Origin of the sequence: Geoanaerobacter pelophilus (assembly GCF_018476885.1) — a bacterium.
Classification (GTDB): Bacteria; Desulfobacterota; Desulfuromonadia; order Geobacterales; family DSM-12255; genus Geoanaerobacter; species Geoanaerobacter pelophilus.
Genome location: NZ_JAHCVJ010000012.1, coordinates 60,103 through 74,013, shown reverse-complemented (window position 1 = coordinate 74,013; position 13,911 = coordinate 60,103). Strand labels below are relative to the sequence as shown.

The 13,911-nt window shown below is 51.0% G+C and carries 13 protein-coding genes; 3 read left to right on the top strand and 10 right to left on the bottom strand.

All coding sequences use genetic code 11. The features are described from left to right. From KI809_RS19520 to KI809_RS19500, 5 genes are all read right to left on the bottom strand, one after another. The coding region (locus KI809_RS19520; protein WP_214173281.1) for a methyl-accepting chemotaxis protein at window positions 1-1,718 on the bottom strand (1,718 nt) is incomplete at its 3' end. 31 nt (window positions 1,719-1,749) lie between these two features. Beyond that, the gene (locus KI809_RS19515) at window positions 1,750-3,831 is read right to left on the bottom strand and encodes a chemotaxis protein CheA (RefSeq protein WP_214173280.1); all 2,082 of its coding nucleotides are present in this window, start codon (window positions 3,829-3,831) and stop codon (window positions 1,750-1,752) included. A 25-nt stretch (window positions 3,832-3,856) separates the two neighbouring features. Further along, the gene (locus tag KI809_RS19510) at window positions 3,857-4,111 is read right to left on the bottom strand and encodes an STAS domain-containing protein (protein ID WP_214173279.1); all 255 of its coding nucleotides are present in this window, start codon (window positions 4,109-4,111) and stop codon (window positions 3,857-3,859) included. A 47-nt stretch (window positions 4,112-4,158) separates the two neighbouring features. Further along, on the bottom strand, window positions 4,159-4,527 hold the full coding sequence (locus tag KI809_RS19505; protein ID WP_214173278.1) for a response regulator: 369 nt from the start codon (window positions 4,525-4,527) through the stop codon (window positions 4,159-4,161). 44 nt (window positions 4,528-4,571) lie between these two features. Continuing rightward, window positions 4,572-4,778: an Os1348 family NHLP clan protein gene (locus tag KI809_RS19500; RefSeq protein WP_214173277.1), complete on the bottom strand. Its 207-nt coding sequence runs from the start codon at window positions 4,776-4,778 to the stop codon at window positions 4,572-4,574. Window positions 4,779-5,062: 284 nt separating this feature from the next. Here KI809_RS19500 and KI809_RS19495 point away from each other — a divergent pair, with 284 nt between their 5' ends. After that, complete coding sequence (locus tag KI809_RS19495; RefSeq protein WP_214173276.1) at window positions 5,063-6,418, top strand: sigma-54-dependent transcriptional regulator; 1,356 nt, start codon at window positions 5,063-5,065, stop codon at window positions 6,416-6,418. A gap of 16 nt (window positions 6,419-6,434) precedes the next feature. On the opposite strand, the gene KI809_RS19490 is transcribed toward KI809_RS19495, so the two are convergent. The 3 genes from KI809_RS19490 to KI809_RS19480 form a co-directional block, all read right to left on the bottom strand. Continuing rightward, complete coding sequence (locus KI809_RS19490; protein ID WP_214173275.1) at window positions 6,435-8,678, bottom strand: PAS domain-containing hybrid sensor histidine kinase/response regulator; 2,244 nt, start codon at window positions 8,676-8,678, stop codon at window positions 6,435-6,437. A gap of 169 nt (window positions 8,679-8,847) precedes the next feature. After that, the gene (locus KI809_RS19485) at window positions 8,848-10,080 is read right to left on the bottom strand and encodes an acetate/propionate family kinase (RefSeq protein ID WP_214173274.1); all 1,233 of its coding nucleotides are present in this window, start codon (window positions 10,078-10,080) and stop codon (window positions 8,848-8,850) included. 158 nt (window positions 10,081-10,238) lie between these two features. Then, window positions 10,239-10,703 (bottom strand): MarR family winged helix-turn-helix transcriptional regulator, encoded by a 465-nt coding sequence (locus tag KI809_RS19480; RefSeq protein ID WP_214173273.1) that lies wholly within the window; start codon window positions 10,701-10,703, stop codon window positions 10,239-10,241. 154 nt (window positions 10,704-10,857) lie between these two features. On the opposite strand from KI809_RS19480, the gene KI809_RS19475 reads away from it, so the two are divergent. Next, window positions 10,858-11,190 (top strand): DUF2845 domain-containing protein, encoded by a 333-nt coding sequence (locus KI809_RS19475; RefSeq protein WP_214173272.1) that lies wholly within the window; start codon window positions 10,858-10,860, stop codon window positions 11,188-11,190. Window positions 11,191-11,285: 95 nt separating this feature from the next. Next, window positions 11,286-11,660: a VOC family protein gene (locus KI809_RS19470; protein ID WP_214173271.1), complete on the top strand. Its 375-nt coding sequence runs from the start codon at window positions 11,286-11,288 to the stop codon at window positions 11,658-11,660. Window positions 11,661-11,988: 328 nt separating this feature from the next. On the opposite strand, the gene KI809_RS19465 is transcribed toward KI809_RS19470, so the two are convergent. Together KI809_RS19465 and KI809_RS19460 are read right to left on the bottom strand one after the other, a co-directional pair. Next, complete coding sequence (locus KI809_RS19465) at window positions 11,989-12,354, bottom strand: hypothetical protein (RefSeq protein WP_214173270.1); 366 nt, start codon at window positions 12,352-12,354, stop codon at window positions 11,989-11,991. Between the two features lie 771 nt (window positions 12,355-13,125). Next, window positions 13,126-13,566, bottom strand: coding sequence for a hypothetical protein (locus KI809_RS19460; RefSeq protein WP_214173269.1), 441 nt, complete (start codon window positions 13,564-13,566; stop codon window positions 13,126-13,128). Between the last annotated feature and the right edge of the window lie 345 nt (window positions 13,567-13,911).

Here is a 13,911-nt window from a genome sequence, read left to right as displayed (position 1 = left end):
CAGAACTCCGAGAAATCGTCTTCACTGCCGGACGCCTGGGACCGGTCAGGCAGTGCCGGTTGCCGGGCAGCTGCCTTAGTCCGGAATCCACCCTTGGCGGGCATGGCCAGGGAGACCTGTGGCGTTTTACGGCCTCGCGCACCCTTGGCGCTCCGACCACTGTCCTCTACCTTGAAGAACGAGACTACATCCAGCAGCCCCTTTGCCTGGGCTGCCAGCTCTTCGGCCGCGGCGGAGGTCTCTTCTACCAGTGAGGCGTTCTGCTGGGTGGTCTGATCTACCTGACCCATGGCGGTGTTGACCTGGTTGATTCCGGACGACTGTTCGGCGGCGGCAGCGGCAACCTCGTCCATCAGGTCGGTCACTTTCTTGATCCCGGAGACGATCTCCCCCAGCTTCTTGTCCAGTTCCTGCGCCAGTTGCACTCCACGGCCGGTCTTCTCACCGCTGTCTTCAATCAGAGTGGTGATCTCTTTGGCCGATTGCGTGGTCCGGCCGGCCAGGCTCCGGATCTCGGCAGCTACTACGGCAAACCCTTTGCCGTGCTCACCGGCTCGGGCAGCCTCTACTGCAGCGTTAAGAGCCAGCAGGTTGGTCTGGAAGGCGATCTCTTCGATAACGTTGGAGATGTTCGCTATCTTGGCCGATGATTTGTTGATCTCGTTCATGGCGGCAATGGTGTCGGCCATGACCACGGTGCCGTCTTCGGCAACGGTCTTGCTGCTGCGCGCCAGGTTGTTGGCCTCACGGGCGTTCTCAGCAGTGCTCCGGGTGGAGGCCCCCATCTCTTCCATGGCGGCGGTGGTCTCTTCGACCGATGCGGCCTGCTCGGTGATCTTTTGCGAGAAGCTCTGGTTGGCTTCGGAGATTTGGTCGGCGGCGATGGAGACCTGGTTGGCCGCCTCTACCGTCTGGCTGGTGATCTCCCGTAATCGCGAAACCATGTTCCCCATCGCATCCATCAGCTGTCCGGTTTCATCACTGCTCTTCACTTCAATAGCAACAGTCAGATCGCCGTCTGCCAGCCTGTTGCTGGCTTCTACCGCCTCCAGGAGCGGCTGACGGATCTTACGGGCAACAACCCATGAAAGGAGCATAATGAAGCCAGAGCAGACTGCAAGCACGGCGAGGATTGAGTAGCGAATGGTGTTTAGCTCTTTGGTGACATCGTCAACATAAATACCGGTGCCAATGACCCATCCCCACGGCTTGAACAGCATTATGTACGATGTTTTGGGTGCCGGCGCGGTTTGCCCAGGTTTGGGCCACATGTAATCGACAGTCCCTTCTCCCTTGTCCTTAGCCACCTTGACCATCTCAACAAACAGAGCCTTGCCATGAGGGTCCTTGGTCTCAGCAACGCTCTTCCCTTCAAGTTCTGGCTTGATCGGATGCATCACCATGGCTGTCTCCAGGCTGAGAATGAAGAGATATTCTTCGCCGGCATAACGCAGGTTCCGCAGTCGTTCTGTTGCCCGTTTCTGGGCCTCCTCAAGAGGGATTTCCCCCTTTGCCGCCCGATCATTGTATTCCTTGACCAGATTGAAAGTCAGGTCGATGACGTTTTTCAGGGCAACTTCCTTCTCGTGCATCAGCTTCCGTTCAATGAACGGGAGCAAGGCACCCATGCTAATGGCGATGATGACCACAATGGTCGCCACGGATATGCTGACGATCTTGGTAAGGATTTTCCAGTTGTTAAATGATTTCAGTCCCATGACAATCCTCCTTTGTAATTTGTTTCTCGAATCAACTGCCTGCAGTTGCGATGACACCGACCACGTCCAGAACCAGTGCCACACGACCATCTCCCATGATGGTTCCGCCGGCTATGCTGCGCACCTTGGGGGTTGCCGACCCGAGGGTCTTCAGCACCACCTGCTGTTCTCCCAGGAGTTCGTCGGCCATGAAGCCGAATTTGCAGTTGTCGTGATGCGTGACCACGACGATAGCCTGGCAGGGGTCCTGTTGCCTGCAGGGGATATCAAGCACTTTATGGAGACGGATTAACGGGATGTATTCTCCGCGAACATGGACAACTTCTCCTTTTTCTTCGATTGAATTGACATCTTTGCGGGAGGGACGCAGTGACTCGATCACCGAGGTAATCGGGATGATGAACACCTCGTCGCCGATGCTGACCGTCAGACCATCGATGATGGCAAGGGTCAACGGCAAGCGGATCGAGATGGTGGTGCCAACCCCCTTGCGTGTCTTGATATTGACTACGCCGTTTAATGCCTCGATATTCTGTTTCACCACGTCCATGCCGACGCCCCGACCCGAGGTGTCGGTGATCTTGTCGGCAGTCGAGAAACCGGGAAGCATGACCAGGTTATAGACCTCGTCATCGGATAGCCCGTTGGCAGTGGCAATAACTCCCCGCTCCAACGCCTTGGCGATGATCCTGTCGCGATCGAGGCCGCGACCATCATCCTGGACATCGATATAGACAGCATCTCCCATCTGGTAGGCGCGCAGGAACACCGTTGCCTGAGCCGGCTTATGTGCGGCCTGCCGCTCTTCCGGCGGCTCAATGCCATGGTCCACTGAGTTACGGATCAGATGAACCAGGGGATCGGCGATCTTTTCCAGCACCCCTTTGTCCAGTTCCGTCTCCTCGCCGCTGATGACCAGCTCGACATCTTTACCCTTGCTGGCCGACAGCTCGCGCACCAGCCTGGTGAAGCGCTGGAAAACCTCGCCCACCGGGAGCATCCGGAGCGCCATGGCCCCTTCCTGAATATCCTTGCCGATCCGCTGCAACTGGCCGAAGATCATATCTACCCGCTCAGAGTTCACAGCAAGTTCAGCGGCCCGCTCTTTCCCCTGGCCATACATCACCTGATGGAACATGGAATGGATGATCACCATCTCCCCCACCAGATTCACCAGGTGATCGAGCTTCTTCAGATCGACCCGGATACTGGTGGACACATTCTTGGCGAAAGAATCCGCCTTGCGGACCGCCTGCTTGGCCAGAACCCCGTTGATCTGCTCCTGGGTGACCTTTCCCTCTTCAAGGAGAATGTCACCCAGCTTCTTCTGCTTGGAGAGCGCTTCTTTGACATCGTTATCGCTGACAACTCCTTCTTCGACAAGCAGACTGCCGAACAGTGTGGCGTCACGGCTAACTGCAGTGATCTCGATATCGCTTTCCTCCTCGATAAACATGAAGACTTCCCGCACTGCCCGTTCATCGCTGCCGGTCTTCAGATGCAACACCCAGTGCAGCCACAGCTCCTCGGCATCCAACTCGGACAGCCGCGGCAGCCGGTCGATTTCACAGGACATGCCCTGAATTTCTCCCAGCTCCAGCAGTTCATCGAAGAGCTTTACCGGATCCATGCCGCGCTTGAAGAGGTCGGCTGGCGGTGCAAACCGGATCAGAAAGATATTGTGATCAGCTCTGTCATCGACCTGCGGTTCCGCTGCTGCCTCTGGCTGTGTTTCGCCCATGATCGCCTGCATCCGCGCCATAAGGTCGTGACATCGTTCAAAAGGAAACTCCTCTTCAGCAGCAACCGCAGCCACCATCTCCTTGATCATGTCAAGAGATTCCAGCAGGGTGCTGATCATCGACTTGTCCGGCGTCAACTCCCCCCCGCGCATGGCTTCAAGAATCTCTTCCATGACATGAGTGAATTTCGAGATGTTCGGCAAACCTACTGTGCCGCTTGACCCCTTGATGGTGTGGGCTGAACGAAAGATAGCGTTCAACAGTTCGCTGTCGTCCGGACTTTTCTCCAACTGCATGAACCCGTTTTCCAGGGTTTCTAAATGCTCCGATGCCTCTTCGACAAATATGGCGTGAAATCTCTTGAGATCCATGACACCTCCAGGGCTGCAAACTTTTTCACAAAGTTATCCCTATCCTTGATGCAAAGCTGCTGACTGCGTCAGACAGCTTGAAGCTCAGATTCGCCCCGAGACACTCCGCCTCTTTACGGGCGCTGATGAGAACCTGAATTCCTGCGGAATCGATCCGCTCCACCCGTGTCAGATCAAGTACCAGATCCTGGTTTTCCTGCAGCGCCGCCACTAACTTTTCCGCCATCTCCGTTACATTCGCGATGTAGAATTCCTCAGGAAACTCCAGTTGTCCCGCCATTGGTCACCTCCGATAACTTCGCTGAACTCTTGCACCGGCACTTTCGGTCACAACAGTACCTTTTTAACCACGGCGAGCAGTTGTTCCGGCTTGAACGGTTTGACTATCCAGCCGCTGGCACCAGCCGCCTTTCCTTCCTGTTTCTTGGCATCATTCGATTCAGTGGTCAGCATGACGATCGGGATGAATTTGCAGGCAGGCAGCGTTCGCGCCCCCTTTATAAGCCCGATGCCGTCAAGGTTGGGCATATTCAGGTCGGTGATGATCATGTCCACCTTCTCCCCCCCTGAAAGCTTACGGAGGGCATCCTGGCCGTCCACAGCTTCAATGACATCAAAGCCATTCTGCTTGAGGACGAAACTGACCATCTGTCGCACGCTGGCAGCATCATCAACGGTCAAAATCATTCGGGCCATGCCTTGTTACCTCCCTGAAGATAGTGAGAAAGCCATCCATGGCGTCAACAGCGCTTTATTGAATCGTCGATAGTATGGGAAATCAGCTCAAACAGGATGAAATCGATACGCTTGAGGGCTGACATCTCCTCCTCGGAAACCACAAGCCCCTCGTTGACGCACGCCATAGATACGGAGAGTTTCGCCTGTCCCCTGAATTTCTCATCAGTAGCAATTCGGCCCAAAAAACGCTCAACAGCATCCTGTGACATGGTTCACCTCCAGGCGACGCTCAGCATTAACTGCAAACAATTAAAAAATTCATCTACTCTTACCTATGGCATTGAACATACCAAAGATAAAAATTTAATATTTTCAAGATATTGCATTACATCAAGGAATAATCAACCGTCCCAATCAGGGACAATCGAGACGATACGGGACACTGTCGGTAGGGTATTTACTCTGGGCGGCTTGACTAGAAGAAATGGCTCTCTACAATGGTAACAACTGTCCCATTTCAGGACATTACAGTGACATCAAGTGAGAGCAAGTTATGCCTAACAAACGGATCCTGATAGTAGACGATGAGGAATTCACCCTGCTAAGCCTCAAGAGCCAACTGCAGCAGCTCGGCTATGAGGTATTTTCTGCTGCCAGCGGTGAAGAGGCCTTGCTGCTGCTGGAATCACAAGCTGTGGAACTGGTGATTACCGACCTTGTCATGCCGACAATAGATGGAGCCCTGTTCATGCAGGCGGTCCATGAGAGCCGTCCGTCTCTGCCATTCATTGTAATGACGGCAAAGGGAAGCATCGAAAATGCAGTGGAAACGATTCGCAAGGGAGCCATTGACTATCTGGAAAAGCCGATTAATCCTCTGACTTTTGATTTGGTGGTGCGTCGGGCCCTGGAATTCGGGAGGCTTTCCTGCGAAAATGAGCAGTTGCGCAAGAACTACGGTGAGAGCTTCAGTTTCCAGGATATCATCACCCAATCCCCGACCATGCGAACAGTGCTGGAACTGGCGGCAAGAGTAGCTGCATCGCCACGATCAACCATCAGCCTCTATGGCGAAAGCGGCGTCGGCAAAGAGGTGCTGGCCAGGGCGATTCATAGCGCCGCGGGGAGAATCCCCGGCAAATTCGTGGCAGTAAACTGCGCAGCTATCCCCGAAACGCTCCTGGAGAGCGAACTGTTCGGCCATGTCCGCGGCGCCTTTACCGGCGCCGACCGGGATAAGGAGGGGAAATTCGGCCTGGCTCGTGGCGGCACCATGCTTCTCGATGAGATCGGTGATATGCCGCTGTCGCTGCAGGCCAAGTTGTTGCGGGTGCTGGAGGAAAAAACCTTTGAAAAAGTAGGATCAAGCAAACCTTTGGCTGCTGATTTCCGGGTGATCGTAGCCACCCATCATAACCTTGCTGAACGAGTGCGCAATGGTACGTTCCGCGAAGATCTGTTTCATAGAATAAATGTCGTTCCGATCTCTATCCCTCCGCTACGCGAGCGCCGGGAAGATATCCCGCTTCTGGTGGAGCATTTCATCGGCTTCTTCCGCAAGCACTTGGGTAAAACCCTGCCAGGGCTCTCCAAGAAAGCTATGGACCAGCTCGTCGCCTATGACTGGCCGGGAAACATCCGCGAACTGCGCAATGTCCTCGAATATGCTTCCATCGTGGTCTCCGACGAGCTGATACGGCCAGAGCACCTTCGCCTGCCGATGGCTAAAACCTTGCCGGGCAATGCGTCAAAGGATATCATCGAATACTGCGTCGCTCTGAGCCCCGAAGAAATTTCTCTTGATGCCATCACCGGCATAATTCTGGATAGGACCCTCCGCAACTGCGGTGGCAATAAGACCAAAGCAGCACAAATCCTCAAGGTAAACCGCAAGATCTTCTACCGTTGACGGCACTTATTCCGCTTCAGCTATGTTTGAGCCAGCCGCGTTCGGTAAGCAGTTGCCGCAGCGAGGCAAACACTTCGGTAATCTGCTGCAGTTTTTGTCCGGCCTCACTGAGATTGTTGCTTCTGCCGATTTCCTCCATTTCACCGGCCATGGTGGCAACCCCAGTTGCCCCCATGGTATATGCCGCTCCTTTAAGGGTATGGGCATAGTGCAGGAGTTCAGAGACATTGCCTTCGGCAATGCTCTGCTCTAAGGCTGAAATGTACTGGTGTGCCTTTGACACGAAAAACGGCGTAAGCTCTTTGACCTTTTCCCGATCGCCTTGGTGCCGTTCCAGCAATCCGGCTTCGTCAAAACAAGCAGTGAAAGCGTCTGCTGGAACTGTCAACCATCTCCCCAGGACTGCTCCCAGTTCTTCTATGCGCAGAGGTTTCGCCAGGTAGTCATTCATTCCGGCGGCAAGACACTTTTCACGATCACCGAGAATCGCCTTGGCTGTCAGGGCAATAACCGGGATATTGTGGTCCCTCACAGCCGACCCGGCATCGCGGATAGCAGAGATCACCTCGAATCCTCCCATTTCCGGCATCATGCAGTCCAGCAGCACCAGCCCGTACTCGTTCGCGATAAGAGCCTCCAGTGCTTCCCTGCCATTATCAACGACATCAAAAGAATATCCCAACTTCACTAAAAACGAGGAGGCAACCTCCTGATTTATCGGATCGTCCTCAACCAGCAGCAGTCGCCGGCCACACTTTGTGACAGTATCTGCTTCAGGCGCTGGGATTGACTCCGCCTTGAACGTCGCAGCGGCAACCTCCTCACCGGTCAGCTTTTCTAGGACTGCGGTGAACCAGAAGATCGAGCCCTCACCCTCGTGGCTCTCGACTCCGATTTCTCCCTTCATCAAAGCGACCAGTTTTTTGCAGATTGACAACCCGAGTCCGGTACCGCCAAACTTTCGGGTAATTGAACCATCAGCCTGGATGAACGGTTTGAATATCTGCTCTATTTTGTCGACCGGAATACCGGGGCCACTGTCACACACAATGAAGCGCACAGTAACCTCCTGCTCGCTTTCGGCATCTTTGCTCAACTGGAGCTTCACAAAACCCTTTTGGGTGAACTTGATGGCGTTGCCGACCAGGTTGATAATGACCTGGCGCAAGCGCGCGGCATCCCCCATCAACCACTGAGGGATATCAGGAGCTATTACCGATTGCAGTTCCAGCCCTTTTTCGCGGGCAGAAAAGGAGATCAGCTCTATGGTTTCGCCTATGGTTGACTGGAGATCAAACGCGGATGATTCAAGCTCAAACTTGCCATCTTCAAGCTTGGAAAAATCCAGGATATCGTTGATCAGTTGCAGCAGGTTATTCCCCGAGTTCTTGATGATCTCGACATAGTGGCGCTGGGTTTTACTCAGTTCCGTTTCCGTCAACATGAGTGTCAAGCCGAGAACGCCATTCATCGGGGTGCGGATTTCATGACTCATGTTGGCCAGGAACATGCTCTTGGCCCGATTGGCAGTTTCAGCAGCTTCGCGGGCAAGGAGCAGTTCATTCGTCCGCTCTGCCACCAGCTCTTCGAGGTGCTCCTGGTGACGCACCAGCTTGTCTTCAACTATCTTGCGATCGGTGATGTCGCGGCCGACTCCCAGAATGCCGATAAGTCTGCCCTCAGCGTCAAACATCGGTGTCTTGGTTGTGTACAGCAAAGCCTGTTGGCCATTATCGGCAAAGGTGACCCATTCTTCGTTGCTGCTGGGTTTCCCTGCTGCCATGGCCTTGCGGTCATGCTCGCGGAACGAGTCAGCCAGTTCCTTGACCACAAAGTCATGATCGGTCTTGCCAATAATATCGGCCTCGCTGGCGCCGAAGAACCTTTCAAAGGTTCTGTTGCACGACAGGTAGACACCATTCAGGTCTTTCAGCCAGATCAGGTCTGGAATTGTGTCCAGCAGGGTGCGTGTATAAATAATCGATGAATGCAGCTTCTCTACCCCTGCCCTGCCGGATTGCCATTTCCGGTAAGCCAGCCTGGCAACGTAGATAGAGACCAGGGAAAATAGCAGCGCCGCCATGACAAACGCTTCCTGTGGCCATTGAACCAAGTGATTACTTGCAGATTGACCAGGGAAATCGTGATGCTGATGCGGATAGAGAGACATTCCAACCAGCAGATAAACAAACAGGTTGGCAAAAAAAACACCGATTGCCAGGCGAGAGATAAAAGTACGTGGCGCTGTCATGCCATCCATTGCATATCCGTAAAACGACATAATGAAGTTTTATCATTATAGCAACTATTGCCAGGAAAGCACTTTATGCATGCCAACGCCGAGCGGCGGACATAATAAGAGGATGGTTATAGCGTGGCGTATCTGAGGTGATATGCTGCGACGAAGGCTTGAGGTAAGTCCTGACATGCTAAAAATCATAACGCAGATGATTCCTGTAGGTATCGGCAACGGCAACGACATCATCGACAATGACGCGTTCTTCACTGGTCGGAATGACAAAGGTTCTCAGTAATGAGCCTTCACCGGTAAGTTCCACATCTCCCTGCTCCAGTTGAACAGTGCGATTCAGCTCCCGGTCAAATTGTATCCCGAAGCACTCCAGTCCATGCAGCGTCATCTCCCGCGTTAGCCATTCCGACGCACCTGTACCGGCACTAAAAACGAGGCCATCCAATGGCCCGATAACCGCAAGATAGGCCCCGATGTATTTCCTGATACGGTAGGTTTCCATCTCCAGGGCTAACTTGCAGCGATTATCACCAGCCAATACTGCCTGCAAAAATAACTGCCGTTCCAATCGCTGCCCGGTGATACCGTAAATACCGCTTTTGTGATTGAGGACCTGTTCCATTTCCTGCGGTGAAAGGTCCATCTCCTGCATTATAAAGGCAGGGATGCCGGGATCGATATCGCCGCACCGGGTCTCCATGACCGCTCCTCCAAGTGGAGTCATCCCCATGCTGGTATCGATGGAGAGGCCATTTCTGATAGCGCACAGCGATACCCCACGGTCGAGGTGAATGGTGATCAGATTGCAACTATCGGCCGACTTGTTGAGAAGTACGGCTGCCCGTCGCGAAAGATAGTAGTGCGACGGGCCGTGGAACCCATAACGACGGACCCCATAATTCTCGTGCCATTCGTAGGGCAGCGGATAAAGGTAGGCATGCTCGGGCATGGTGCTATGGAAAGCAGTATCGAAAACTGCCACATGAAGGATATTGGGCAACTGCACCATTGCCGCCTCGATGCCGGCGATGTTGGGGGTACAGTGCAATGGCGCCAGATGTTGCTGCTTCCGGATAACGCTGAGAACATGGCTATCAATCTGCACCGAGTGACGGAATTCTTTGCCACCATGAGCAACCCGGTGACCAACAGCAGAAATTTCCCCGACATCAGCGATGATGCCGTGCTGCGGGTCGGTCAGGGCAGCAATGAGCGCGGCTATAGCGCCTTGGTGATCGGCGTTGTCGATTTCCACAAGGTATGGTGCCAGACCGGGAATTTTCTGACAAAGACATGAACCGCCAAGGCCCACCCGGTCCACCGTCCCCGATGCCAGCACACTCTTTCCCTCCCAGGTAAAGAGGTGGTATTTTATCGAATGACTCAAGCAATTAAGTGTCAGAATTTTCATGATGTTTTGCGCTTGTTAGAGGAAGATTGCTGCTTGATGCCATCCTCTGACCCTTTGCATTTAATGAAGTCATTGCCCCAAAGACTGTCCGGCGATAACACAGGGCAATCATGCCGATCATGAGAATGAGATGTACAGGCACTGCAGGGTGCGACCGTTCATTGCTTGCCCCGCATCCGGACCTCACTTACCGCTAATTCCAAGGTCTTGATGAACTGTCCGAACCGGTCAATCTCGCTGTCGCTGAAGGGGCTGAGCAACTCCTTTTCGAGCTGTGTGACAATCTCTCGTATCCGGGCTACAACGATTTGACCCTCGGTGGTCAGCGTGAGCTGCTTGGCGCGCCGGTCTACACCATCTTCCGAACGCTGGATCAGTCCCTTTTTCACCAGGGTGTCGATGAGGCGAACCAGGGATGGCCCTTCAATGCCGATGGACGCAGCCAGATCCTTTTGGCGTACGCCGTCGCCAAGCAGGTGAAGATGCAGCAGTGGCCGCCAGGTAGCATCGGTCAGGCCGACAGCCTGAAACTCACTGTCCAGCACCTGACGCCAGCGCCGTGTCAGAAGCCCAAGGTGATAAAGCAGGTTAATGCGCTCAATTTTTGTATTGGCTATAGGCATGCCAAATAGATAGCATACTAACTATTATATTACTATCCTTTTTAGATAATGCCCGTTTTTCACTACCAGTACAGGGTTTCTTGAATTGCCAAGGTTCATGCGATAAGGTTTACAGTGTAATGTTCAGAAAAATCGCGAATAAGGATGGCGCCCTATGACCAGGCTGTACACACTGATAACCACCGTGGGCTTGCTAACGCTTGCTATCCCCCCGGCTCTTGCCGATGACAGAGACACCTTGAGATGTGGTGCTGCAATTATCTCCATTGGCAGTACCGCTGGTGAAGTGCTGAATAAGTGCGGCGAACCTGCTTCTGGATCACAGAGGGAGGCTGTTACCATTAACGGCAATCGACAGTACCGGACCATCATCACCAATGATATTGAGGACTGGATCTTCAATTTCGGGCCGAACCAGTTTCAGTATCAGATAACACTCAAAAATGGCCGGGTCAGACACATTCAGAGCCTGGGGAAAGGCTATTAAGCAGATCTATTCATGAACATTTACCCTTCAATCAACACTTAATGAGGAGTAGAATATCCTTAGAAGCTGAATGTGGTGTTGAAAGGAGAAATGTCATGGAAAAACCCAATATTGGATGTTGGTTCGAGATATACGTGCAAGACATGAAGCGAGCTAAGGAGTTTTATGAGTCGGTCTTTCAGCTCAAGTTGGAGCGTTTGAACAGTCCGGACCTGGAGTTGTGGGCCTTCCCCATGGAAATGGGCAGGTGGGGAGCTGGTGGGGCATTAGTTAAAATGGAGGGGGTATCTTCAGGTGGCAACAGCACCATAATTTACTTCAGCTGTGACGACTGTGCCGTTGAGCAGGCTCGGATAATTGCTGCAGGGGGGAAGATCCATCGCGAAAAATGGTCTATCGGTGAGTATGGTTTTATTGCGTTGGCCTATGACACCGAGGGCAACATGATTGGCTTGCATTCTCTGAAATAGCACTGGGCTAAGCCTTGATTTCATGCTCAGCATTGAGTTAACCAGTGACAAAAAATGCCCCTGTGCAGGAGGGGAGCACAGGGGCGAGAAAGGAGGAAGATTGTTGTATCAACTATCTTCCTGTTGTCTTTTTATAAGCTAAAACAGTGCCAAGTTATTATCATTGATTTATAAGGACTTTTTTAACATGTGTGTCCAATAAATGTATTGGCTCTGCACATGCCTGGATGAAATTCAAACAGCTTAATTATTATGTGACTTGGAATCGAGCTGTGCATCGTCCTGAGTTGCCAATAATAACAGATTTATGATGTTCTGGATTCTTGATTCATTGAGCACGTCTTATTGTAAAGTGCAAAATATTACGATGCAGTTCGTTAAGATGTTGTACCATCATTTTTATAAGAGTTTTTTTCTCAGGTATAATATTTAATTTATTCTTGAAATCATTAGCAGCTATCCTCAATACCAATTCCGTACAGGCACCAACTTTATCCGATTCAATATCTTCTTTCACAGCTACCATTATTAATTTCAAGTTTTCAAGCGTCACTAAGTCTTTTTCAATATCTGACTTATATTGCTCATTGGTGGTTTTATCAAGGTGTTCGATAAGCACTTGCTTTATTTCATTGCAGGTAGCGCTGATACTGTCGAGTTGCTTGTAATCAGAAACTAAGTTTTTAGAATTCATCCGGCGATCCCTCTTTTATTGAATTGTAAGGCTATTCTTTATTGGTCTTAGCAGGCAGGATGCTTTAACTTAACTCCGAAACTGAAGTTTTAACATTTACAGCCAGTACTTGGGAAGTTTAGAGGAAGGGTTTTTTCTCTCTTAAGCCAGCCATTTCCTTACTTACACCCAACAGCAACACAACAAGTTCTTTTATCGTGCGCTGAACTCATGCTTGCCATTTTATGGAAATAAGATCCGTCTCACCAAATACACTTTTACTATACACCATAATCCAACAATGTAAAAACCCCGGATTCACAAAAATTAATTTACAAGGGGCATCAAAGTAAATTTTCAGCACTCAAGCCTGACATATTTTTTTATGCTATTCCTGCCGTTATTTCTCTTTATGTGTGCTGCTCTTGCACCTCAATAACAGAGTATTTCTGTAGGGCAGTGTTGCAAATTTCACGACTGGTAAAAGAAAAGGGACTTAAGCTATTAAGCTTAAGTCCCTTAAATTATTTGGTTGCGGGGACAGGATTTGAACCTGTGACCTTCGGGTTATGAGGGCTTGGGGAGCCCTCCCGATTAGTTGAGCATTTTCAGTAACTTGCAATAATTACGTCGAGTTACCTGACCTGAATCATTGAGACATGTTATACATATTTACCATGTTTTCCAGAAAATAAGGTACAAAAAAAGCACAGATTGTTAATGAATTTGATATTCAATCTGTGCTTTTCATGAAACATTTTATCGTTTAGATTGATGTAAGATCCCCATCGACTAAAGAGGCAATTCGGATTGCCCGATGGTTTCTAAAGTCGTTATCAGATCCCAAGATTTAAGTGTCCATTTTTCCCGGACACTCTGTAGAATTGCAAGCACTTCGCCGTATGCATACACATAACCACGCGTTGTAAAGAAATAATCCGGATCCGTCTCCATTATGCCAGACTTGTCAGCGTCGATCAGATCAGCCTCTTCCACGTACATGCAGTCAATCAAATAAGTTTCAAGGTAGTCAATCGGTGCGTCGTTATCGATGCAATCCCAAATTAGATTGAACGCCCTCTCAAGCGATTTGTCCCAAGAACTGAATTCGATCATGTTCCGTTTCACAGTCAATGAATCTCTGACCTTTTCTGCATATCCCTCGTAACCTTTCTCTCTCAAGTCTTTCACTTTCTTGAGGGTTTCCACAAGAACAAGCTCTCTCTTTTTCATCTTCACTCTCCCCTGTTACTAAAATGCCCGGCAATAATAACTGTACAGACTTGCAACAGGTGAGAATTTCATTTACCAAGAAGTTGTCCGGAGACAATTAAGTCCTTACATTGACAATAAAGTTCTTACCTTTCTAATCTGATCCCCAAATCCTGAGATAATAAAGTCCCTTTATTCCTCATGAAATAAGCAACCTCCATCCCGCTTCACTCTGCGGCAAAACTGCGGAAGAACCATCGCTTCATTACTTCCACAGCCAGCAGACAATGGACTCCATGCATCGAAATATCTTCGACAGCATGACCACGATCTATAAAGAACGTTAAGCAACAACATGAAGAACGA